We start from the raw sequence: 23,476 nt of genomic DNA on the forward strand, positions 1-23,476 counted from the left end.
GGTCACCATCGCCTGCCTACGAATCTGGCTGCCCTGACTTTGCGGACACCCCCTAGAGGGCGCCCTTGCGGGTGAGGTGGTTGAAGGCCAGCCAGCCCGGCAGCACCGGCAGCCACAGCGTCAGCAGACGGAACAGCAGGACGGCGGGGGCGGCGACCTCGCTGGGCAGCCCGACGGCGATCAGACCGACCGTGAGGGTCGCCTCGACCGCGCCCACACCGCCGGGCGTGGGCGCCGCGGAGCCGAGCGCGTTGCCCGCGAGGAACACGACGGCGACGCTGGCGATGCTGATCGACGTGGTCTCGTCGCCGAACGCGCGGATCGACGCGTCCAGGCACATCACGAAGCAGGCGGTGAGCAGCAGCATGCCGCCGATGCCGGTGAGCAGCTTCTGCGGCCGCTGGAGCACGTCCAGCATGCGCGGCACGACGCCCGCGAAAAGCGACCTCACGCGCGTGACGACGAATTTCCGCAGGAACGGCACCGAGGTCACCACGAGCACCAGCACCGCCACCGTCAGCAGACCCGCGATGACCGTCCGGGACGGCGACAGCGACGGCGTCTTCTCGGTACCGGTCAGATAGCCGAAGGACAGCAGCATCAGGATGTGGCAGCCGAGCCCGAACAACTGCGAGGCGCCGACACTGGCCACCGCGAGCCCCGGCCGCACCCCGGAACGCTGCAGGAACCGCGTGTTGAGGGCGACACCGCCCACCGCGGCCGGCGCCACGATCTTCACGAACGACCCGGCGACCTGCGCCGCCACGGTCCGCGGGAAGGGCACCCGCTCCGGCACGAAGCCCAGCAGGCTCATCGCCGCGGCGACATAGCTCAGCGCCGAGAACAGCACCGCCGCCGCCACCCAGCCCCACTCGGCGTTGGCCACGAGCGGGCCGAACTCGATGTGGGTGAGCTGCGTGAGCAGGAAGTACGCGCCGATGGCACCGGCGATGAAACTGATCAGCGTGCGGGGCCGCACCCGCTCCAGGCGGACCGGCTCCACGGGCGCCTGCGGCCGGATCCGGAGCACCTCGTGCCGGATCTGGGTGAGCGGGTCCTCCTCGCGCGCCTCGTCCAGCGCCTCGTCCATGGCCCGCTTCTCGGCCCGCGCCTGCGCGCGTACGGCCTTCTTGCCGGGCTTCTCCAGGGCGACGACGGCCTCCTCGCCGCCGGCGGCCTCCGCGCGGGCCAGCTTGGCCTGCCGGGAGGCCTCCAGGACCGCCTCACGCTCGCGCTCGGCCCGCTCCCGGGCCAGTCGGCGCAGGGTCGCGCGGGTGGTCCGGGTCAGGGCGATCGGCTGGAGCATCGGCAGACAGTCGGCGACCGCGTCGGGCCCCAGCACGTCCACCGCCGAGGCGACCGCGCGTTCGGCGCCCACGCGCAGGGCGAGCGTCGTCATCAGCTGGGCGATGTCCATGCGCAGCAGCAGATCGCCGGCCGCGATCTCGCCGCCGCGCAGATCGGTGAGGATCACCGTGCCGGAACGATCCACCAGAATCGCGTCGCCCGCGAGCCTGCGGTGCGCGATCCGGCGCGACTGCAGCGCCCGCACCTGCTGCCAGGTGTGCTGCAGCAGTTCGTCGGTGATCTCCTCGTCCGCCAGGGAGTCCAGGGTGCGGCCGCCGGTGTGCTCGTAGACGAGCATCACCGCGTCGGGGCCCAGCTCGGAGGTGGCGATCAGCTTGGGCGCGTTGGCGCCGGCCGCGATGGCGGCGTAGGCGAGCAGGGCCTCCTGCTCCAGGGCCTGGCGCAGCGACTGGAGGCTGCGGCGGGTGGCGATGCCGCGCAGGGTCAGGTTGCGCCACACGCGGTAGAAGAAGCCCTGTGCCTGCTGTTCGCGGTCGACGACCGTGACGTCCAGGGGCGGGCCGTCCTCCAGGGTGACGAAGTAGCGCCGGCCGCGGTCGCCGCCGTCCGGCGTGTCCGCGGTCTCCTCGCGGGCCGCGCTCACCGGGCGGAATCCGACGGTCCGCAGGCCCGCCATCAGCGTGCGCCCGGTGGGGCGGACGTTGGGGGAGCCGACGGCGTACAGGGTGCCGTAGGCCACGGTCCAGCCGATCAGCACGGTCAGGATGATCGAGAACGGCGTGGTGTAGCCGGTGACCAGCATCGAGAACGCGTCGAGGAGCAGCACGATCCACAGCACCGCGCGCCAGCGAGGTCTGCGGGACATGCCGACGGCCGTCATGTACGCGATGACGGGCGCGAGGTAGCCGTGGACCGGGTCGGTCAGGGCGTGGATGTCACCGGGGGACGGCTGGGTCAGGGCCTCCTGGATGGAGTCCGGGGCGGCCTTGGCGACCCATAGGTCGGTGGCGAGAGTCACACCGTGCGCGAGGACCGCGGCGAGCACGCCGTCTGCGATGCGCAGCCCGTCCCGTTTGATCAGCCGTTCGATCGCGAACGCGACCGGCACCAGCAGGATCGCGATGCTGGACGCCAGTCCCGCGATCTTGATGAGCAGGTCGGGTGCCTGGCCGGTGCCCTTGGTGATGTCCTGTTCGAGGCCCGAGGTGGTGCCGTGCGCGAACGCCGCGACGGCGAGCAGCACGGCGACGGCGAGCACGCCCACCAGGAGGCGCATCAGGTCCGACGGGCGGTGCACGCGCGCGGGGAGGAGCGGTTCGTCGCCCTCCACCTCGTCGGTGTGCGCCTCGGGGTCCGTGCGGTCGGGATCCGGCGGGGTGTTCGCCTGCGCATCCTCGCCCGGGCGCTCGTCCGGGCGCGACGAGGCATCAGAGGTGCTGTCCGCGTCCTCCGGGTGCACACCCTGCTGCTTCATCGTCTCTTCTTGATCTCGTATCACCAGTCACCGCCCGCACGATGGTGGCATGCTCCACCGACACACGGGGGCATCAGGGTGCAAACGCGGGGTCGCACAGTCTGCCCGAAGCGCCGCTCCAGGGCGAGGGTCACGCACTGTCGCGACTCCGTCACTTTGTCGGCGGCATGCGGCAGGATGGGGCGAATGAGCGAGGACAGCCTTCCCGAGGACGCCCGCGCGGAGCACTCCGACGCCCTGCCGGAGTACGCCGAGCGGGTGCTCGACGTCACGGAGATGATCCCGCCCGGGCGCGTCATGACCTACGGCGATGTCGCCGAGTGGCTGGAGGAGGGCGGGCCTCGCCAGGTCGGCCGCGTGATGGCGCTCTACGGGGGAGCGGTCCCCTGGTGGCGGGTCGTCCGCGCGGACGGACACCTGCTCCCGGGCCACGAGCTGGAGGCTCTGGCCCACTACCGCGCGGAGGGCACGCCCCTGAAGGGGGCGAGCCGGGCCGCGGAGGGCCACCTGCCGCGCGTCGACATGCGGCGCGCGCGGTGGGACGGCGGCGAACGCGCGAAGGGTCACACCTGACAGCTTCCGCCATCGGCGGCCCGCGTGGGGGACGCCTGATCCGTACGGGGGAAACAGGGCACTTCCGTGACATGACGTACGTTCGAGGGCAAAGGGACGCACGGGTCCGCTGAGCCCCGAGGGAACAACCGGAAGCCCTGCTTCCACCCCGGCCGTCGGCGTAGCGTCGGGTCCACGCGTCCCCCTCACCCCGCGGCCACCGCCGTCCCCGTACGGCGATCGGCATCCAAGCACACCCACCAGGACCGGCGAACCACGTGAGCTCCTCTTCCTCCACCAGGCGCCTGTCGCACCCCGCGGTGCGACAGGGGAACCGTGGCGCTTACCGGCTCGTCCGTACCCTTCCCGTCCGACCGGATCCCCCTCTCCTGGACGCCGGACAGCGCGCCGTGGTTGACCACCGGTCCGGCCCGCTGCTGGTCCTCGCCGGTCCGGGCACCGGCAAGACCACCACGCTGGTGGAGTCCGTGGCCGCGCGGATCGCCCGCGGAGCGGACCCCGAACGCCTCCTGGTGCTCACCTTCAGCCGCAAGGCCGCCGTCGAACTGCGCGACCGCATGGCCCTGCGCATCGGCGCCGCCCGCGCACCCCGGGCGACCACCTTCCACTCGTTCAGCTACGCCCTGGTCCGCGCCCACCAGGACAGCGACCTGTTCGTCGAGCCGCTGCGGCTGCTGTCCGGCCCCGAGCAGGACGTCGCCGTCCGCGAACTGCTCGCCGGCCAGCCGGACCTGGAGCGGCGCGGTCTCGCCCACGTGCGGTGGCCGGACGAACTGCGCGCCTGCCTGACCACCCGCGGCTTCGCCGACGAGGTCCGCGCGGTCCTCGCCCGCAGCCGCGAGCTGGGCCTCGACCCGGCCGCCCTGGACGCCTTCGCCCGGCGCATCGGCCGCCCCGACTGGCGGGCCGCGGCCGCCTTCCTCGCCGAGTACCTCGACGTCCTCGACCTGCAAGGAGTCATCGACTACGCCGAACTCGTCCACCGCGCGGTGCTGCTCGCCCGCCGCCCCGAGGTGGCCGGGCGGCTCGCCGCGCAGTACGACGCGGTGTTCGTGGACGAGTACCAGGACACCGACCCCGCGCAGGTACGGCTGCTGCACGCGCTCGCCGGCGGTGGCCGCACGCTCGTCGCCTTCGGCGACCCCGACCAGTCGATCTACACCTTCCGCGGCGCGGACGTGAACGGCATCCTCGACTTCCCGCACGCCTTCCCCCGCGCGGACGGCCGCCCGGCGCCGGTCGAGGTCCTGCGCACCTCCCGCCGCTCCGGGGCCGGCCTGCTGGCCGCCACCCGGCTGCTGACCCAGCGCATGCCGCTGACCCGCCTCCCCGCCGACAAGGTGCGCGCCCACCGCGAGCTCACCCCGGTGCGGGACGGCGGCCGCGTGGAGGTGTACACCTACCCGACACCCGGCACCGAGCTGGACAACATCGCCGACATCCTGCGCCGGGCCCATCTGGAGGACGGCGTCCCCTGGAGCGACATGGCCGTCCTCGTACGCGCCGGCTCCCGCACCATCCCGGCGGTCCGCCGCGCCCTCACCTCGGCGGGCGTCCCGCTCGACGTCGACGGCGACGACCTCCCCCTCCGGCACGAGCCGGCGGTGGCGCCGCTGCTGACGGCACTGCGGGCGGTGGCCACGGCGGAGGCCGGGGCCGCGGCGGGTGCTCCCGGGGAGGCCCGTCCGGGGGGCGGCGCTTCCGCAGCGGGTGTGGCCGGGCAGGCTGATGCGGGGGCCGACGGCTCCGCTGCCGACGGGTCCGGGACGGCCGACGCGGAGGCTGGGGGTTCCGCTGTCGGCGGTTCCGGGACGGCTGACGCGGGGGCTGGCGGTTCTGCTGACGGCGGGTCCGAGAAGCCCGCTCCGGGGGCTGGCGGTTCTGCTGGCGACGGGTCCGAGCAGGCTGACCCGGAGGCCGGTGGCCCTGCTGCGGATGGCTCCGAGCCGGTCGCCCCGGAGGCCGGCGGTTCGGCAGCGGGCGTGCCCGGGACGGCCGACGCGGCGGCCGGGGCCGTAGAGGGCGTTCCGGAGGAGGACGCCGGTCCACGGGCCGACGGCTCTGCTGCCGACGGGTCCGAGAAGGCCGCCCCGGAGGCCGAGTCCGCTGCCGACGGGCCCGAGACGGCCGCCCCGGAGGCCGAGTCCGCAGTCGGCGTGCCCGAGGAAGCCGATCCGGAAACCGGACCCCGACGGACCGGCCCGGATGACGCGGAGGCCCCGGAGGAGCCCTGCTGGCTGGACACCGAGACCGCCCTCACCCTCCTCGCCTCGCCCCTCGCCGGCATGGACGCCGCCGACCTGCGTCGCCTGGGCCGCGCGCTGCGCGACGAGGAGCGCGCCGCCGGCAACCCCGTACCGCCGCCCTCGGACGAACTGCTGACGCAGGCGCTCGCCGAACCCGAGCGTTTGGTGGCGCACGACCCGGCGTACGCGCGCGGAGCCCAGCGTCTCGGCGCGCTGCTGCGCACGGCGCGCGAGCGCCTCGCGGGCGGCGGCACGGCCGAGGAGGCGCTGTGGGACCTCTGGGTCGGCACGCCCTGGCCCGGCCGCCTGGAGCGGGCCGCCCGGCGCGGCGGCGCCGCAGGCCGCAACGCCGACCGCGACCTGGACGCCGTCTGCGCGCTGTTCGCGACGGCGGCCCGCGCGGAGGAGCGCACCGGCGGGCGGGGCGCCCTGAACTTCCTGGAGCAGATCGAGGCGGAGGACATCGCCGCCGACACCCTCACGCGGCGCGCCCTGCGCCCCGACGCCGTGCGCCTGATGACCGCGCACCGCGCCAAGGGCCTGGAATGGCGGCTGGTCGTCGTGGCCGGCGTCCAGGAGGGCCTGTGGCCGGACCTGCGCCGCCGCGGCTCCCTGCTGGAGGCCGACCGCATCGGCCGCGACGGACTCGCCGAACCGCTCACCCCGGGCGCCCTGCTCGCCGAGGAACGTCGCCTGTTCTACGTCGCCGCCACGCGCGCGCGGGAACGGCTCGTCGTCACCGCGGTGAAGGCCCCGGCGGACGACGGCGACCAGCCGTCCCGGTTCCTGACCGAACTCGGCGTCGAGCCCAGGGACGTCACCGGCCGCCCGCGCCGCCCGCTCTCCGTCGCCGCGCTGGTCGCGGAACTGCGCGCCACGACCGTCGACCCGCGCGTGTCGGACACCCTGCGGGAGGCCGCCGCCCGCCGGCTGGCCCGGCTCGCGGCGCTCACCGACGAGGACGGCCGCCCCCTGGTGCCCTCCGCGCACCCGTACCGCTGGTGGGGCATGTTCGACCCGACCGAGAGCAAGGTGCCGCTGCGCCACCGGGACCAGCCCGTCGTGCTGTCCGGCAGCGCCCTCGACCAGCTCGCCAACACCTGCGCCCTGCAGTGGTTCCTCGGCCGCGAGGTGAAGGCGGACGCCCCGGCCACCGCCGCCCAGGGCTTCGGCAACGTGGTGCACGTCCTCGCCGACGAGGTTGCCTCCGGGCGCACCCCGGCCGACCTCGACGTCCTCATGGAACGCCTCGACTCCGTGTGGGACGCGCTCGCGTTCGACGCGCCGTGGAAGTCGGCACAGGAGAAGCAGCACGCGCGCGTAGCGCTCGAACGCTTCCTTGAGTGGCACGTCATGGACCGCACCGGGCGCACCCCGGTGGCCAGCGAGCACGACTTCGACGTCACCCTGGAGGCGGGTGACTACGAGGTCCGCATCCGCGGCCAGATGGACCGCGTGGAGGCGGACGGCGAGGGCCGCGCCTATGTCGTCGACTTCAAGACGGGCAAGCAGGCGCCCAGCTCCGCCGAGGTGGCCCGCCACCCCCAGCTCGCCGTTTACCAGCTCGCCGTCACCGAGGGCGCCGTCGACGACGTCTTCGACGGGGTGCGTCCCGAGCCGGGCGGCGCCGAACTCGTCCAGCTGCGGCAGGGCGCCGCCAAACGGGACGGCGGGGAGAGCCTGCCGAAGGTGCAGGCCCAGGAGCCCCTGGAGGGGCAGTGGGTCGGCGAGCTGCTCGCCACGGCCGCCGGCAAGGTGCTCGACGAGCGGTTCGCCCCGACCACCGGCCAGCACTGCACGCACTGCGCGTTCCGGGCGTCGTGCAGCGCCCGGCCCGAAGGCCGCCACGTGGTCGAGTGAACCGGGTGTGACGAGCCGCACCACCCGGGCTGACCTGCGCTTCTTCCGGCCCGCTGGGGTGATCCGGCCTCGACTGTCAGTGCCCGCCGCTAGCCTCTCTGAGGTGCCCGCACGTATCACCGACCCCGAGCAGCTCAAGGAGCTTCTCGGCATCCCGTTCACCCCGGAGCAGACGGCCTGCATCATCGCGCCGCCCGCCCCGCAGGTGATCGTGGCCGGAGCCGGCTCCGGCAAGACCACGGTGATGGCGGCCCGCGTGGTGTGGCTGGTCGGTACCGGCCAGGTGGCGCCCGAACAGGTGCTCGGGCTCACCTTCACCAACAAGGCCGCCGGCGAACTCGCCGAGCGCGTGCGCACGGCGCTGGTCAAGGCGGGTGTCACCGACCCCGACACCATCGACCCGGACAATCCGCCCGGCGAACCGGTGATCTCCACTTACCACGCCTTCGCGGGCCGCCTGCTGACCGACCACGGCCTGCGCATCGGCCTCGAACCGACCTCCCGCCTCCTCGCCGACGCCACCCGCTACCAGCTGGCCGCGCGGGTGCTGCGCGAAGCCCCGGGCCCGTACCCGGCGCTGACCCGCTCCTTCGCCGACCTGGTCAGCGACCTCCTCACCCTCGACTCGGAACTCGCCGAGCACCTGGTGCGGCCCGAGGACCTGCGCTCCTGGGACGCCGGGCTGCTGCACACCCTCGAGGGCGCCAGACTCACCAACGCCGACCTGCGCAAGGTCCCCGAGACCGCCGCAGCCCGCCGCGAACTCGCCGAGCTGGTGCTGCGCTACCGGGCCGTGAAACGAGAGCGGGACCTGCTCGACTTCGGCGACCAGATCGCCCTCGCCGCCCGCCTCGGCCGGCTGCCCGAAGTGGGCCGTCTCCTGCGCGACGAGTTCCGCGTGGTGCTCCTCGACGAGTACCAGGACACCTCGGTCGCCCAGCGCGTCCTCCTCGCCGGCCTGTTCGGCGGCGGCACCGGCCACCCGGTGACCGCCGTCGGCGACCCCTGCCAGGCGATCTACGGCTGGCGCGGCGCCTCCGTCGCCAACCTCGACGACTTCCCCGAGCACTTCGCGCACGCCGACGGCCGCCCCGCCACCCGCCAGGCGCTCAGCGAGAACCGCCGCAGCGGCGGCCGCCTCCTCGACCTCGCCAACGGCCTCGCCGAGCCCCTGCGCGCCATGCACGCGGGCGTGGAGGCCCTGCGCCCGGCCCCCGGCGCCGAACGCGACGGCATCGTCCGCTGCGCCCTGCTGCGCACCCACGCCGAGGAGATCGACTGGATCGCCGACTCCATCGCCCACCTGGTGAACACCGGGAAGGCCCCCGGCGAGATCGCGGTCCTGTGCCGCACGGCGACCGACTTCGCCGAGATCCAGGGCGCGCTCGTCGCCCGGGACGTACCCGTGGAGGTGGTCGGTCTCTCCGGGCTGCTGCACCTCCCCGAGGTCGCCGACCTGGTCGCCGTCTGCGAGGTCCTCCAGGACCCGGGCGCCAACGCCTCCCTGGTCCGGCTGCTCACCGGCCCCCGCTGGCGCATCGGCCCGCGCGACCTCGCCCTGCTCGGGCGGCGCGCCCGGCTGCTCGTCGCCCACGCGCGCGTGGACGCCGACGACGACCCCGACCGGCGGCTCGCCGAGGCCGTGGAGGGCGTCGACCCCGCCGAGGTGATCTCGCTCGCGGACGCCCTCGACACGTTCCTGGAGACGCCGCTGCAGGGCGGCGGGGACGACGACGGGCTGCCGTTCTCGCCGGACGCGCGCGTGCGCTTCGCCCGCCTCGCCGCCGAGCTGCGTGACCTGCGGCGCTCCCTGGCCGACCCGCTCATGGACGTACTGCACCGGGTGCTCGCCGTCACCGGCCTGGAGGTGGAGCTGTCGGCGTCCCCGCACGCCCTGGCCGCCCGCCGCCGCGAGACCCTGTCCAACTTCCTGGACGTCGCCGCGTCCTTCGCCGCCAACGAGAACGAGGCCACGCTCCTCGCCTTCCTGGGCTTCCTGCGCACCGCCGCCCAATACGAGAAGGGCCTCGACAACGCCCTGCCCGGCGGCGAGAACACCGTCAAGGTCCTCACCGCGCACAAGTCCAAGGGCCTGGAGTGGGACGTCGTCGCCGTCCCCGGCCTGGTCACCGGCACCTTCCCCAGCGCCCAGGGCCGCGAGAAGTGGACCGCCCAGGCCAAGGTGCTGCCGCACGAGCTGCGCGGCGACGCCGACACCCTGCCCGACGTCGAGGCCTGGGACTCACGCGGCATGAAGGCCTTCCACGAGGCCATGAAGGAACACCAGCACACCGAGGAGCTGCGCCTCGGCTACGTCACCTTCACCCGCCCCCGCTCCCTGCTCCTCGGCTCCGGCCACTGGTGGGGCCCCACCCAGAAGAAGCCCCGCGGCCCCTCCGACTTCCTCCTGGCCCTCCACGACCACTGCGCCGCCGGCCACGGCGAGATCGAGGTCTGGGCGGACGAACCCGCCGAGGGCGAGGAGAACCCCGCCCTGCACCAGGCAACCGCCCACCAGGCCTGGCCGCTGCCGCTGGACGAGGCCGCCCTGGCCCGCCGCCGCGCGGCCGCCGAGACGGTCCTCGCCCACCTCGACGCCCTCGCCGCGGCCGCGCACGACCCCGACACCTTCGAGGACCCGGACTGGCCTTCGCCGCCCGAGGAGGACGAGCCGCCGTACGACGAGCCGTACGAGGACGACGAGCCGCCGTACGGCGAGCCTCCGTACGACGCGCTTCCGTACGACGCGCTTCCGTACGAGGACGACGAGGTTCCCTACGAGGACCAGCCGCACCCTCACGAGGACGAAGCACGCCTCTACGAGGACGAACCGCACCTCGACGAAACCCCGCCCGCCCCCGAAGCCCCCGCCGACTGGGACGCCCGGACCCCCCAGCGTCCGACCGTCCCCCACCAGGCGACGCCCTCGGACCACGACAGGGCGCGGGACACCCGCCTCACGCCCGAAGAGGCCCGGATCGTTGCCTCCTGGGACCGCGACCTGGACGCCCTCACCGGAGAGCTGCTGCGCGCCCGGGAGAGCGTCACGGAGGTCCCGCTGCCCGCGTCGCTGACGGCGACCCAGCTGCTGCGGCTGGCCGCCGACCCGGACGGCTTCGCCCAGGAGCTGGCCCGACCCATGCCCCGCCCGCCGCAGCCCGCCGCCCGCCGCGGCACCCGCTTCCACGCCTGGGTCGAGTCCCGCTTCGAGGCGCTGACCCTGCCCATGCTGGAACCGGACGAGCTGCCCGGCGGCGACGCCGAGATCGCCGACGAACGCGACCTCGAAGCCCTCAAGGAGGCCTTCGAACGCACCGAGTACGCCCGTCGCACACCGCACCGCGTGGAGGCCCCTTTCCAGATCACCGTCGCCGGCCGGGTGATCCGCGGCCGTATCGACGCCGTCTACCGGGACGGCGAGGGCCCGGAGGCGACGTACGAGATCGTCGACTGGAAGACCGGCCAGGAGCACTCCGGCGACCCCCTCCAGCTCGCCGTGTACCGGCTCGCCTGGGCCGAGCAGCAGAGGATCCCCCTGGAGTCGGTCACGGCCGCGTTCGTGTACGTCCGCACCGGCGAGGTCGTACGGCCCGCCGCTCTCCCGGGCCGCGACGCCCTGGAGCGGCTGCTGCGGGAGGAGCCCCCCGAGCCGCCCGGTGACGAATCGCACGACCGGGCTGTCACCGCGGGCCGATAGGCTCGTGGCCATGAGCCTGACCCCGGACAGCGCCGTCCGTACGTACATCGACCAGCACCGCACCGCCTTCCTCGACGACCTCGCCGAGTGGCTGCGCATCCCGTCGGTGTCCGCTCAGCCCGCCCACGCGCACGACGTACGGCGCAGCGCCGACTGGCTCGCCGACAGGCTCAAGGAGACCGGTTTCCCGACCGCCGAGGTCTGGGAGACCCCGGGCGCCCCGGCCGTCTACGCCGAGTGGCCCTCCGACGACCCGGCCGCGCCGACCGTCCTCGTCTACGGCCATCACGACGTGCAGCCCGCCGCCCGCGAGGACGGCTGGGACAGCGAACCCTTCGAGCCCGTCGTCCGCGAGAACCGGCTCTACGCGCGCGGGGCCGCCGACGACAAGGGCCAGGTGTTCTTCCACACACTCGGTGTGCGCGCCCACCTCGCCGCCACCGGCCGCAGCGTCCCGGCCGTCCATCTGAAGCTGCTGGTCGAGGGCGAGGAGGAGTCCGGCTCCCCGCACTTCCGCGCGCTCGTCGAGGAGCACGCCGCGCGGCTCGCCGCCGACGCCGTGATCGTCTCCGACACCGGCATGTGGTCCGAGGACACCCCCACCGTGTGCACCGGCATGCGCGGCCTCGCCGAGTGCGAGATCCGGCTGTACGGCCCGGACCAGGACATCCACTCCGGCTCCTTCGGCGGCGCCGTGCCCAACCCGGCGACCGCCGTCGCCCGCCTCGTCGCCGCCCTGCACGACGAGCGGGGGCGCGTGGCGATACCCGGCTTCTACGACGGCGTCGTGGAGCTCACCGACCGCGAGCGAGAGCTCTTCGCCGAGCTGCCCTTCGACGAGGCGCAGTGGCTGCGCACCGCGAAGTCCCACGCCGCCCAGGGCGAGGCCGGCTACACCACCCTGGAGCGCGTCTGGGCCCGCCCGACCGCCGAGGTCAACGGCATCGGCGGCGGCTACCAGGGCACCGGCAGCAAGACGATCATCCCGTCCACGGCGATGGTGAAGCTGTCGTTCCGGCTGGTCGCGGGCCAGGACCTCGACCGCGTCGAGCAGGCCGTCCGCGCATGGGTCGCCGACCGGCTGCCCGAGGGCATCCGCCACGAGATCACGTTCTCCCCGGGCACGCGCCCGTGCCTGACGCCGCTGGACCACCCGGCCCTGCGGTCCGTCGCCCGCGCCATGGGCCGCGCCTTCGGCACGGCGGTCCGCTTCACCCGCGAGGGCGGCTCCGGGCCCGCCGCCGACCTCCAGGAAGTGCTCGGCGCGCCCGTCCTCTTCCTGGGCATCTCCGTCCCGTCCGACGGCTGGCACGCCCCGAACGAGAAGGTCGAGCTCGATCTGCTCCTCAAGGGCGCCGAGGCCGGCGCGTACCTGTGGGGCGACCTGGCGGCGAACTGGCGCCGTGCTCCCTGACCTCGCCCTGACGTCCGGAGCCCCGTTCCGCGCGGGGCACACTGGAGAGGCCCTCCCGCACCGCCGAGCCCTTCCGGACCCGGTCGCCTCCCGCCCGTACGACCCGTTGAACCGCCGCCGAAACAAACCGCTGCACCCGGGGGAGTTGGAAGCACTCGTGACCACCTGGACCGACCTCACCGCCGACCGACCCATCTCGCTCACCGCCCCGAGCGGCGTCGACCGGGCCGCCCACCACCGGCTCGACGAGGCCTGGCTCGCCGCGGCGTGGAGCCACCCCACCACCCGCTGCTTCGTGGTCTCCGGCGGCCAGGTCCTCATCGACGAGACGGCGGACGGCCGTACCGAACTCGTCATGACCCCGTCCTTCGAGGCCCCGCTCACCGAGGCGCACCGCTACTTCCTCGGCATCGACGAGGACGGCGTCAGCTACTTCGCCCTGCAGAAGGACGCCCTGCCCGGCCGCATCGACCAGTCCGCCCGCCCGGCCGGACTGCGCGAGGCGGGCCTGCTGCTGTCCCCGCGCGACGCCGGACTGATGGTGCACGCCGTCGGCCTGGAGAACTGGCAGCGCACCCACCGCTTCTGCTCCCGCTGCGGCGAGCGCACCGTGATCGCCGCGGCCGGCCACATCCGCCGCTGCCCGGCCTGCGGCGCCGAGCACTACCCGCGCACCGACCCGGCCGTGATCATGGCCGTCACCGACGAGGACGACCGCATCCTCCTCGGCCGGCAGGTCCACTGGCCCGAGGGCCGCTTCTCCACGCTCGCCGGATTCGTCGAGCCCGGCGAGTCCATCGAGCAGGCGGTGCGCCGCGAGGTCTTCGAGGAGGCCGGCGTCACCGTCGGCGAGGTCGAGTACGTGGCCAGCCAGCCGTGGCCGTTCCCGTCCAGCCTCATGCTCGGCTTCATGGCGCGCGCCACCTCCACCGACATCGACGTCGACGGCGACGAGATCCGCGAGGCCCGCTGGTTCTCCCGCGACGAGCTGGGCGCCGCCTTCGAGTCCGGTGAGGTGCTGCCGCCCTACGGCATCTCGATCGCGGCCCGCCTGATCGAGCTGTGGTACGGCAAGCCGCTGCCGACGCGCAGCGTCGTCTGACGCGTCCGGAACGAGAAGGCGGCCCCCGGGACATCCCGGGGGCCGCCTTCACAAAGCCGTACGGCCGTCGCCGTCACGCGCTGATCATCACGCGCCGACCGTCACACGCCGATCTTCTGCTTGACCTGCGCCAGCGACGGGTTCGTCAGCGTGGACCCGTCGGCGAACAGCACGGTCGGCACCGTCTGGTTCCCGCCGTTCGCCTTCTCCACGAACGCGGCGGATTCCGGGTCCTGCTCGATGTTGATCTCGTTGTACGCGATGCCCTCGCGGTCCAGCTGGCTCTTCAGCCGACGGCAGTAGCCACACCACGTGGTGCTGTACATCGTCACAGTGCCCGACATCTCTTTCGCGCTCCTTCGGCGGCTCGGGGGACGGGTGGTCGCTGAGGAGGGAACGTACTTGAAAGCGCCATCATTCCCTCACCCGCCCACCCCGGCAGGAACCTGCGGGTGATTAATACGACTGCGAGGTCCCGCCTGTGGACAACCGGCTCGGTGGTCCCGGGCGACCTGGCAGCATGGCTGTGTGACAGCAGCAACGCACTCCCCCCTCTTCCCGCAGGCACCGGACTCTGCCGACGCGGTGCTCGAAGGGCTCGACCCCGAGCAGCGCGAGGTCGCCACCGCGCTGCACGGACCCGTGTGCGTGCTGGCCGGCGCGGGCACGGGCAAGACGCGGGCGATCACCCACCGCATCGCGTACGGGGTGCGCGCCGGGATCCTGCACCCCTCCAGCGTGCTCGCCGTCACCTTCACCAACCGTGCGGCCGGGGAGATGCGCGGCCGGCTCCGCCAGCTCGGAGCGACCGGCGTCCAGGCCCGCACCTTCCACTCCGCGGCGCTCCGGCAGCTCCAGTACTTCTGGCCGAAAGCGATCGGTGGCTCGATGCCCCGGCTCGTCGACCGCAAGATCCAGCTCATCGCCGACGCGGCCGCCGCCTGCCGCATCCGCCTCGACCGCAACGAGCTGCGTGATGTCACCGCCGAGATCGAATGGTCCAAGGTCACCCAGACCGTCCCCGCCGACTACGCGCTCGCAGCCGCGAAGGCCGGCCGTGAGGCCCCCCGCGACCCGGCCGAGATCGCCCAGCTCTACTCGGCCTACGAAGACCTCAAGCGGAACCGCGCGGTCATCGACTTCGAGGACGTCCTACTGCTGACCGTCGCCATCCTCCAGGACCGGCAGGACATCGCCGAACAGGTACGCGCCCAGTACCAGCACTTCGTCGTCGACGAGTACCAGGACGTCAGCCCCCTCCAGCAGCGCCTGCTGGAACTCTGGCTCGGCGACCGGGACGACCTGTGCGTGGTCGGCGACGCCAGCCAGACGATCTATTCGTTCACGGGAGCAACCCCCGACCATCTGCTCGACTTCCGCAACAGGCACCCCCGCGCCACCGTCGTCAAGCTGGTCCGCGACTACCGCTCCACGCCCCAGGTCGTCCACCTCGCCAACGGTCTGCTCGCCCAGGCCCGCGGCCGCGCCGCCGACCACCGGCTGGAACTCGTCTCCCAGCGTCCTGCCGGCCCGGAACCCGCCTACACCGAGTACACCGACGAACCCGCCGAGGCCGAAGGCGCCGCCCGCCGCATCCGCGACCTCCTCGACTCCGGGACCCCGGCCGCCGAGATCGCCGTCCTCTTCCGTACCAACGCCCAGTCCGAGATCTACGAGCAGGCCCTCGCCGACGTCGGCATCCCCTACCAGCTGCGGGGCGCCGAGCGGTTCTTCGACCGTCCCGAGGTCCGCAAGGCCGGTGTCTCCCTGCGCGGCGCGGCCCGCTTCGGCGGCAACGACTCGGCCCTCGACGAGGCCGTCGACCTGCCCTCCCAGGTGCGCGCGGTGCTCTCGTCCGACGGCTGGACCCCCCAGCCGCCGGCCGGCTCCGGCGCCGTCAGAGAGCGCTGGGAGTCCCTGGCCGCCCTGGTGAACCTGGCGCAGGACTTCGCCGCCGCGCAGCCCGCCGCCACCCTCGCCGACTTCGTCGCCGAACTCGACGAGCGGGCGAACGCCCAGCACGCCCCCACCGTGCAGGGCGTCACCCTCGCCTCCCTGCACTCGGCCAAGGGCCTGGAATGGGACGTCGTCTTCCTGGTCGGCGTCGCCGAGGGCATGATGCCGATCACCTACGCCAGAACCGACGAGCAGATCGAGGAGGAGCGCCGTCTCCTCTACGTGGGCGTCACCCGCGCCCGCTCCCGCCTGTTCGTCTCCTGGGCGCTCGCCCGCTCGCCCGGCGGCCGCCCCAACCGCCGCCCCAGCCGGTTCCTCGACGGCCTGCGCCCCGGCTCCGGCACCGCGGCCGGCCGCAGCGGGCCGGGCGGCTCCGGAGGCGTCGAGCGCGGTCTCTCCGGCCGGCCGGAGACCGCCCCGCGACGCACCCAGCGCACCCCCGCCCGCTGCCGGGTCTGCGGACGCACCCTCACCGACGCCGGCGAGCTGAAGCTGCTGCGCTGCGAGGACTGCCCCTCCGACATGGACGAGGGGCTGTACGAGCGGCTCCGCGAGTGGCGCGCGGACCAGGCACGGCTCAGTGGCCAGCCCGCGTTCTGCGTCTTCACCGACAAGACGCTGATGGCGATCGCCGAGACCGTCCCCGACGACGACCGCGAACTGGCGCGCATCCCCGGCGTCGGAGTGCGTAAGCTCAACCGCTACGGAGCCGATGTACTGGCGATCTGCGCAGGCCAGGACGTCGGTTCGGGAGAAGACGACGACTGATACGAACTCGTCGAAAAAATAGTTTGCGCATGCCCCAGCAATCCCCATAGGTTCTTAGGCGTGGGAACGGCGGCCTTCTCGAAGGCCCCGATTCCGTGTTGTACTTGCATATCCGTCGGACTGGCTCACCCCAGTCCCCCGAGACGCCGAGAGGAGGCGAGTCCAGTGATCAGCATCAACAGCAGCTCCATCAGCAGCGTGAAAATGACCGATCGCTCGGTCGTCGCCTCCCTGTGCATGCTCGGCGCCTCGGACCAGGGCACCGGTCTGTCCGGCATTCGTGCCGTCCGTCCGGCGTCCTCCCTGTCTCTCGCGGGCCTTCCCGTCCGCGAGCGCAATGAGCGACCGACCAAGGCACTGGAAGCGGCAGTAGAGGCCCGGGCACACGCCTATGCCTTTACGGCGACCGGTGCCGGATTCCGGACGCAGCAGACGACGCAGCACCACCTGATGTGGGCCTTCCGTGGGCCAGAACCCTGGAGTGATCCAGCCTGATCGGCGATCAGGCCGGCGCCTTCAGGGCCGCGGAACCCCATCCGGGATCCGCGGCCCTTCTGTTTGTCCACGAACGTGGATGACAGAGCGAAGGGGCCTCGGGACAGGAACAAGAGCCCGGTACCAGCCGCCAACCGGTCCACCCGACCGGAACGACCAGACGAGGAAGACGAACCGTGCAACTCGAAGCGCACGCCCCGTCCGTACCGCCTTCCGAAACGATCCCCCCGCCCGGCCTCACGGAGGACTCCACCTTGATCCCCCTCACCGCGCTCACCGCGCTCGACGACGCCATCGAGAACCTCGGCGTACCCGTCCCGTGCCGCTCGTACGACCCGGAGGTCTTCTTCGCCGAGTCGCCGGCCGACGTCGAGTACGCCAAGTCGCTGTGCCGCACCTGCCCGCTGATGGAGGCCTGCCTCGCCGGCGCCAAGGAGCGGCGTGAGCCCTGGGGCGTCTGGGGTGGCGAGCTGTTCGTCCAGGGTGTCGTCGTCGCCCGGAAGCGGCCGCGTGGCCGCCCGCGCAAGAACCCGGTCACGGCATGAACACCGCAGGAACGATCGACCGCCCCCTCACGCACGACCCCCAGAAGCAGGCCCCGATGAAGCCGTCCACCAGCGAGCCCACCGGCTCCGCAACCACAGACTTCACCACCACCGGCGCGATCGGCTCGCGTCAGAACAGGAACCGAGAGATGCAACTCATCCCAGAAGCCCTGGCTCGTGCGCATATGCACGACCGCCTGCATGAGGCGCAGCGGGAGCGCCGGGCCGTGAGCCTGGCCGCCGCTCGCCGGATGCAGCGCCGGGCCGAGCGCGCCTCGCTGCGCGCCCGCCGGGCGCTCGCCCTCGCCGTCATGCAGTAACCCGTCACGCCCGAAGCGGCGGCCTCCCGGATCCGGGAGGCGAAAGCTCCCCGCGGGGGCCGGTCCGTCCGAACGGACCGGCCCCCGCGGTGCGTTGCGACCGCGGATCGGCCGACCACGGCGTTATCGTCGCCAGGTGACGAGTCTTTCCGGAGGCAGTGACGACGGGGGCTCCGCCAAGGAGCCCGGGCCCCTCGTGTGCGCCCGCTGCGGCACCCCGGCGAACGGCCCGCAGCCGACGTGGACCTGCTCCGTGGAGAACGGCGTCCGCCAGTACTTCTGCGACACCTGCTCCCGACGGAACCTCAGAGCGATCGAGGGCCGGCTGGACTCGGCCTGGTGGTAGCGGTCACCGGGACTCATGCCCCCGAGGCTCACGCTTCCGCGGCCGTCTCCTCGGAGGGATCGTCCTCCACGAAGCCCGGCAGCCACTCCTCCAGCTCGTCGCGCAGCCGGACGGTCGCACCCAGCTGGCACAGGACACCGATGGTGCTCAGCGTGACGCGGTGTATCAGCAGGTACGCCGGAGGCAGGTTCAGCTGCTTGCCGAGCTGGTAGGCGGGGGAGCGGATGTCGGCGATCCGGGCGGCCTGGCTGCGGATCCAGCCGCGCGTGAAGGTGAACTCCTCGGCCTCCGCCGGTTCGATGATCGGCAGGAGGTAGTCGAGCACCGCGTCCGGGTCCAGTTCGATGGACTCCTTGACGAAGCCCTCCGCGCGCAGCATGTCGTAGACGGCCTGGGCCTCGCCGTCGAGGGTCATGCGCAGGGACTCGCCTATCGGGGTCGGCAGACCGCCCGGGAGGCGGTCGACGGTGCCGAAGTCCAGCACGCCCAGCCGCCAGTCGCGCTCGCCGTCGGGGCCGCCGGGCAGCAGCCGGAAGTTCCCGGGGTGCGGGTCGGCGTGCAGCAGACCGGTGCGGGCGGGACCGGAGAACAGGAAGCGGGCGAGGAGCTGGCCGGCACGGTCACGCTGCTCCGGCGTCCCGTCGGAGATGACCTCCGACAGCGGGACGCCGTCGATCCACTCCGTGATCAGGACCTGGTCGCACTGATGGACCACGGCGGGCACCACCACGTCCGCGTCGTCGGCGAACTCCTCGGCGTGCACCCGCTGGGCCTGTGCCTCCAGGCCGTAGTCCAGTTCCTCCGACACCCGGTCCTTCAGCTCGGTGATCAAAGGCTTGATGTCCATGCCGGGGATCAGCGGACCCAGCAGCCGGGCGAAGCGGCTGAGCTGGTTGAGGTCGGAGAGCAGGGCCTCGCCGGCACCCGGGTACTGCACCTTGACCGCTACCTCGCGGCCGTCGTGCCACACCCCTCGGTGCACCTGGCCGATCGAGGCCGCCGCCGACGGCTTGTCCTCGAACTCCAGGAACAGCTCCCGCCAGTCCTCCCCGAGCCCCTGCGCGAGCACCGAGTGCACGGTGCGCGTCGGCATCGGCGGGGCGGCCTCCTGGAGCTTGGTCAGGGCCGCCCGGTAGGGGCCCGCGACCTCTTCGGGCAGCGCCGACTCGAAGACGGACAGGGCCTGCCCGAACTTCATCGCGCCGCCCTTGAGCTCCCCGAGCACCTTGAACAGCTGCTCGGCCGTGCGCTGTTGCAGCTCGCGGCCGACGATCTCCGCGGACTCGCCGACGATCCGCTTGCCCAGGCCCCAGGTCGCCCGGCCGGCGAAGCCGAGCGGGAGCGCGGCGAGCTTGGCGGTCCGGGTGACCGCCTTCCGGGGAAGATCAGACATGCGCCCTCCAAGTCCCAGCCGGCCGCGCCGCGCCTGCCGGACGGCCTACCCGCGTTGACGACCCTTGCTCCGCCATTGTCTCGTGTGCCGCCGATTTCAATGAGGCCTGTTCCCCCTTGGCTTTCTCTGCCGCCCCGCACGGGCATGCGGAGTGTGCCCAAACCGGCCTCGCATGCCACTGGAGGCCGGGGAGCGAGACCTCCCAACGCGCTCCGGTGCTGGAGGGGGTCTGGCCGTCGAGGAAGGCGAGCGCGTGCGCGGCCGCCAGCCCGGCCACCGTGGTGGCGAGCGTCACATCGCAGGGCCGCGCCTGGCGCTGTCCGCCCGACCGCCACTGGGCGACCAGCCGGGGCCAGGTGGGGTCCCGGTCGGCGCGTGCCTCGTGCAGACAGCCGGCGCAGCCGGTCTCGCCGGGCAGGACGAGCGGGCCGACCACGCCGGTTCCCTCCACCACCCCGGCGTGCAGATGCGGGGTGCCCGAGGAGATCAGCGGCGCGGCGGTGTCCGGGCCGGGGGCGTGGACCGCGACGTCGTCGCGCGGAGCGAGGACCACCAGGGAGAAGCCGGGGTCCGCGTCCCCGGCGGGGGAGCGGGGGCCGCGGCGGGGCGGGCGGTCCGGGGCGGCGGCGCGCACGGCACGTCGCGCGGCCTCGTCCCGGCGCTCGCCGACGGTCTCGGCGGGCAGCCCGCCCGGCGTCACGTCCCACGGCTCCACGCGGCCGCCGTCCCGCACGTCGACGGCACCGACGCCCGCGGCCGACAGCAGTGCCGAGAGCAGCGCGCCGACCCGGCCCGCGCCCCGTACCTGCACCCGCTGGGCCCGGCGCGCGGCCAGCCGCTCGATCGCCTCGCCGGGTTCCGACGTGGTCAGCGAGAGGGTGGCCAGCTCGGGACGCAGCCGGTCGTAGACCTCCTGCTTGCCGCGCAGCTCCGCCGCGGCCGGCCCGCCGCCCTGCGCGTCGTCGAGGAGTCCGGCGCCGGTCAGCCGCCGTACCAGTGCGTCGACATGGCCGTCGGGCAGGTCCATCCGCCGGCCCTCCGCGCGCAGCAGGTCGAGTCCGCGGGTGCCGTTGAGCAGATCGAGGAAGCTGCCTGTGGCGGTGTCGATCGGACCCAGCGTCAGCGCGTGCGCCGGAGTCATCCCGAACTGCACGGTGTTGAGGTCGCGCCACCCGCGCCGGAGCGCGGGTTTCACCATCGGATGCATGACAGGCCCCCGTTGCCCAAGAAGTTGTGGAACATCCCCGTTCGTCGATGGAAGCGCGGTTCGCACGCCTTTTCCCCTGTCCGTTCGGGTCCGGGCTCCCTCGACGTATGCCAGCATGCCCGGACCGGGCGGCGGGCGCCGGGAGTTGTCCACAGGTGGTGGATGATCGTCGTATTAATCGAGCGCACGGGGACCGATCGGAACCGAACCCTCCCGGGGTCGGGACTTCCGCCGTGCGCAGCGGGTAACGTCGGGGCGTGCCCGCCGACCCACTGCACCGCGCCGCGACACCACAGCGCAGTACGACGAGCCAGCCGCCCGGCGGCTCGGGGGCGAGCGCGATCGAGGTGCGCAGGAGCACGCGCCGGCGAAGGACGGTGTCCGCGTACCGCGAGGGCGATCGCACCGTCGTGCTCATCCCCGCCCGGATGTCCGAGGCGGAGGAGCAGCGCTGGGTGAACGTCATGCTCGACAAGCTGGCCGCGCAGGAGAGCAAGCGGGTCCTCGGCGACGCGGAGCTGGCCGAGCGTGCGGAGCGTCTGTCGGCCCAGTACCTCGGCGGCCGGGCCCGGCCCACCTCGGTCCGCTGGGTCACCAACCAGAACACCCGCTGGGGTTCCTGCACACCGGCCGAGGGCAGCATCCGCCTCTCCCACCGGTTGCAGGGCATGCCCGAGTACGTGGTCGACTACGTGCTCGTGCACGAGCTGGCCCATCTGCTGGTGCCCGGGCACGGGCCCCGCTTCTGGCGGCTGCTGGAGGCCTACCCGCGGACCGAGAGGGCCCGCGGCTACCTCGAAGGAGTGGTCGCGGCCGAGCGGCTGCCCCATCTGCCCTCCGCGCGCGGCGAGTGAGCCCGGCCGCGCGGGGCTTCACCACTGGCCGGCGGAGGTTCTGTACCGGGTCTGTACCGGCTGCGTCCGTTGTCGGAGTTTGCGGTTAGCCTGGCGCGACGCACTCATATTCGGGATGGGGGACGGTCGTAACGCATGGCCAGGGAATTCCAACGCGGCCACAAGGCCAGGATCAGTGACCTCACCGCGGGCACGGATCTGTACGTAGGCGTGCAGATCTCCGCCCCCGGACTGACCTTCGACATCAGCTGCTTCGGTCTCGACGCCGACGAACGCCTCTCGGACGACCGGTACTTCGTCTTCTTCAACCAGCCGAAGTCCCCCGAGGAGTCCATCCAGCTGCTGGGCGCGCAGGCGGGCGACACGGAGTCCTTCCGGGTCACGCTCGACCGCGTCCCGCCGCAGATCCAGAAGCTGTCGTTCACGGCGACGATCGACGGCGCCGGGCAGATGTCGCAGATCGGCCCCGGATACATCCGGATCGTCGCGGGCGGCGAGGAGGTGGCCCGGTACTCGTTCAACGGCTCGGAGTTCTCCACCGAGCGGGCCGTGATGCTGGGCGACTTCTACCTCAAGGACGTGTGGCGGTTCGCCGCCGTCGGGCAGGGCTTCGACGGCGGCCTGGAGGCGCTGCTGCGGAACTTCGGCGGCGAGGTCGCGGAAGAGGAGGCCCCCGCCCCGCAGCAGCCGCAGGCTGCCGCGCCCGGCTTCGCCCCGCCCGCCCAGGCCGCCGCCCCGCCCGCGTTCGGCGCCCCCGCCGCTCCGGCCCCCGCTCCCGCCCCGGCCCCGGCACCCGCCCCGGCACCCGCCCCGGCTCCCGCGCCCGCCCCTCAGCCCGCCGCCGCGCAGGGCTTCGCGCCCCCGCAGGGCGCCACGCCGCCCCCGGCGCCCGCGCCGCAGATGCATGTCGCGCCGACCATCGCCGCGCCCCTCACGCCGCCCGGCGGCACCGTCCCGCCGCCCGCCCCGGCACCGACGCCCCCCTACGGGCAGCCGGCCCCGCAGCAGCCGTACGGCCAGCCGCCGCAGGCCCCCTACGGGCAGCCGCCGCACCAGCCGCAGCAGCCGTACGGCCACGCCGCCCCCGCCGCCCAGAGCGCCCCCATGCCGCCCGGTTACGCGCAGCCGCAGGCGCCCCAGGCCCCGGTCCCGCCGCCCGGCTACGGCCAGCAGCCCCCCTTCGGCCAGGCCCCGGGCCAGTCGGCCCCCTACGGGGCCCCGCAGGGCATGTCTCAGGGCGCCCCGCAGATGCCCGGCGTCGCGGGTGCGCTCCAGCAGTTCAAGGAGTCGCCCACCGGGCAGCGCTGGACCCAGCAGAACAAGAAGATGGTCCGCGTCGACCTCGGCATCGGGGGCCAGCCCGTACTGGCCCGCCAGGGCAGCATGGTGCTCTACCAGGGCAAGGTCGACTTCAGCTACAAGGGCGCCGGTTTCGCCGGCCGCATCGCCGGCAACGCCACCGGCCAGGAGATGCAGCTGATGCGCTGCACCGGCCAGGGCCAGGTGTTCCTCGCCGAGAACTCCACGATGCTGCACCCGATCGAGCTCCAGGGCGACGGCATCTGCGTCTCCGCCGAGAACGTCCTCGCCTTCGACGAGAGCCTCCAGTACGAGGTCCGCCGGATCGAGGGGCACGGCATCCCCGGTGGCGCGCTGTTCACCATGCAGTTCACGGGCACCGGCACGATCGTCGTCAAGACGCACGGCACGCCCGTCGTCCTGCCGGTCACGCCGACCACGTTCGCCGACTGCAACGCCGTGGTCGCCTGGTCGGCCGCCTCCCAGGTGGTCGTCTCCAGCCAGGTCCGGATGCGCCGCAACGCCTACCCCGGCGACACCGGGGAGAGCGTCAACCTCCAGTTCCGGGGCGCGCCCGGCAACTTCATCGTCGTCCAGCCGTACGAGATCTGAGGGAGAG

General features: G+C 73.4%; 16 protein-coding genes. 12 read left to right on the forward strand and 4 right to left on the reverse strand.

The features are described 5' to 3' along the window. Positions 1-52: 52 nt before the first annotated feature. Complete coding sequence (locus AMK31_RS13790) at positions 53-2,782, reverse strand: lysylphosphatidylglycerol synthase transmembrane domain-containing protein (RefSeq protein WP_198948490.1); 2,730 nt, start codon at positions 2,780-2,782, stop codon at positions 53-55. A 186-nt stretch (positions 2,783-2,968) separates the two neighbouring features. On the opposite strand from AMK31_RS13790, the gene AMK31_RS13795 reads away from it, so the two are divergent. From AMK31_RS13795 to nudC, 5 genes are all read left to right on the forward strand, one after another. Continuing rightward, the gene (locus AMK31_RS13795; protein WP_073940797.1) at positions 2,969-3,355 is read left to right on the forward strand and encodes an MGMT family protein; all 387 of its coding nucleotides are present in this window, start codon (positions 2,969-2,971) and stop codon (positions 3,353-3,355) included. 257 nt (positions 3,356-3,612) lie between these two features. Beyond that, entirely contained in the window at positions 3,613-7,461 is a 3,849-nt protein-coding gene (locus AMK31_RS13800) for a UvrD-helicase domain-containing protein (RefSeq protein WP_073940798.1), read from the forward strand. Between the two features lie 103 nt (positions 7,462-7,564). Further along, on the forward strand, positions 7,565-11,158 hold the full coding sequence (locus AMK31_RS13805; RefSeq protein ID WP_073940799.1) for an ATP-dependent helicase: 3,594 nt from the start codon (positions 7,565-7,567) through the stop codon (positions 11,156-11,158). A gap of 10 nt (positions 11,159-11,168) precedes the next feature. Next, positions 11,169-12,572: a dipeptidase gene (locus AMK31_RS13810; protein WP_073940800.1), complete on the forward strand. Its 1,404-nt coding sequence runs from the start codon at positions 11,169-11,171 to the stop codon at positions 12,570-12,572. Between the two features lie 157 nt (positions 12,573-12,729). Further along, a complete protein-coding gene (gene nudC, locus AMK31_RS13815) occupies positions 12,730-13,674 on the forward strand; it encodes an NAD(+) diphosphatase (RefSeq protein WP_073940801.1) in 945 nt (314 codons plus the stop codon). Positions 13,675-13,775: 101 nt separating this feature from the next. Here the strand turns inward: nudC and AMK31_RS13820 are convergent, their stop codons facing one another. Beyond that, positions 13,776-14,018, reverse strand: coding sequence for a mycoredoxin (locus tag AMK31_RS13820; protein WP_073940802.1), 243 nt, complete (start codon positions 14,016-14,018; stop codon positions 13,776-13,778). Positions 14,019-14,202: 184 nt separating this feature from the next. On the opposite strand from AMK31_RS13820, the gene AMK31_RS13825 reads away from it, so the two are divergent. The 5 genes from AMK31_RS13825 (at position 14,203) to AMK31_RS40405 (ending at position 18,104) form a co-directional block, all read left to right on the forward strand. Beyond that, positions 14,203-16,398 (forward strand): ATP-dependent DNA helicase UvrD2, encoded by a 2,196-nt coding sequence (locus tag AMK31_RS13825; protein WP_073940803.1) that lies wholly within the window; start codon positions 14,203-14,205, stop codon positions 16,396-16,398. A gap of 165 nt (positions 16,399-16,563) precedes the next feature. Beyond that, complete coding sequence (locus AMK31_RS13830; protein ID WP_073940804.1) at positions 16,564-16,893, forward strand: hypothetical protein; 330 nt, start codon at positions 16,564-16,566, stop codon at positions 16,891-16,893. A gap of 176 nt (positions 16,894-17,069) precedes the next feature. Beyond that, on the forward strand, positions 17,070-17,438 hold the full coding sequence (locus tag AMK31_RS13835; protein WP_020119791.1) for a WhiB family transcriptional regulator: 369 nt from the start codon (positions 17,070-17,072) through the stop codon (positions 17,436-17,438). Next, positions 17,435-17,758, forward strand: coding sequence for a hypothetical protein (locus AMK31_RS13840; protein WP_073940805.1), 324 nt, complete (start codon positions 17,435-17,437; stop codon positions 17,756-17,758). The genes AMK31_RS13835 and AMK31_RS13840 overlap by 4 nt, the downstream gene beginning before the upstream one ends. A gap of 136 nt (positions 17,759-17,894) precedes the next feature. Further along, positions 17,895-18,104: a hypothetical protein gene (locus AMK31_RS40405; protein ID WP_143204234.1), complete on the forward strand. Its 210-nt coding sequence runs from the start codon at positions 17,895-17,897 to the stop codon at positions 18,102-18,104. A gap of 28 nt (positions 18,105-18,132) precedes the next feature. On the opposite strand, the gene AMK31_RS13845 is transcribed toward AMK31_RS40405, so the two are convergent. Then, entirely contained in the window at positions 18,133-19,497 is a 1,365-nt protein-coding gene (locus AMK31_RS13845) for an ABC1 kinase family protein (RefSeq protein ID WP_073940806.1), read from the reverse strand. Next, a complete protein-coding gene (locus AMK31_RS13850) occupies positions 19,490-20,704 on the reverse strand; it encodes a TOMM precursor leader peptide-binding protein (RefSeq protein ID WP_073940807.1) in 1,215 nt (404 codons plus the stop codon). Before AMK31_RS13850 ends, AMK31_RS13845 begins: the two co-directional genes overlap by 8 nt. A 257-nt stretch (positions 20,705-20,961) precedes the next feature. Between AMK31_RS13850 and AMK31_RS13855 the strand changes: the two genes are divergently transcribed. Then, entirely contained in the window at positions 20,962-21,558 is a 597-nt protein-coding gene (locus AMK31_RS13855; protein ID WP_073940808.1) for a M48 metallopeptidase family protein, read from the forward strand. Positions 21,559-21,693: 135 nt separating this feature from the next. Further along, positions 21,694-23,469, forward strand: coding sequence for a TerD family protein (locus AMK31_RS13860; protein ID WP_073940809.1), 1,776 nt, complete (start codon positions 21,694-21,696; stop codon positions 23,467-23,469). Positions 23,470-23,476 lie beyond the last annotated feature (7 nt).

The organism is Streptomyces sp. TSRI0107 (genome assembly GCF_001905845.1).
In the GTDB taxonomy this organism is placed as follows: domain Bacteria; phylum Actinomycetota; class Actinomycetes; order Streptomycetales; family Streptomycetaceae; genus Streptomyces.

What these genes read in the sequence shown, in the direction of transcription:
- AMK31_RS13790 (WP_198948490.1), bottom strand. Translation starts at nt 2,782, where the DNA reads ATGAAGCAGCAGGGTGTGCACCCGGAGGACGCGGACAGCACCTCTGAT.
- AMK31_RS13795 (WP_073940797.1), top strand. Translation starts at nt 2,969, where the DNA reads ATGAGCGAGGACAGCCTTCCCGAGGACGCCCGCGCGGAGCACTCCGAC.
- AMK31_RS13810 (WP_073940800.1), top strand. Translation starts at nt 11,169, where the DNA reads ATGAGCCTGACCCCGGACAGCGCCGTCCGTACGTACATCGACCAGCAC.
- AMK31_RS13820 (WP_073940802.1), bottom strand. Translation starts at nt 14,018, where the DNA reads ATGTCGGGCACTGTGACGATGTACAGCACCACGTGGTGTGGCTACTGC.
- AMK31_RS13840 (WP_073940805.1), top strand. Translation starts at nt 17,435, where the DNA reads ATGAACACCGCAGGAACGATCGACCGCCCCCTCACGCACGACCCCCAG.
- AMK31_RS13845 (WP_073940806.1), bottom strand. Translation starts at nt 19,497, where the DNA reads ATGTCTGATCTTCCCCGGAAGGCGGTCACCCGGACCGCCAAGCTCGCC.
- AMK31_RS13850 (WP_073940807.1), bottom strand. Translation starts at nt 20,704, where the DNA reads ATGCATCCGATGGTGAAACCCGCGCTCCGGCGCGGGTGGCGCGACCTC.
- AMK31_RS13860 (WP_073940809.1), top strand. Translation starts at nt 21,694, where the DNA reads ATGGCCAGGGAATTCCAACGCGGCCACAAGGCCAGGATCAGTGACCTC.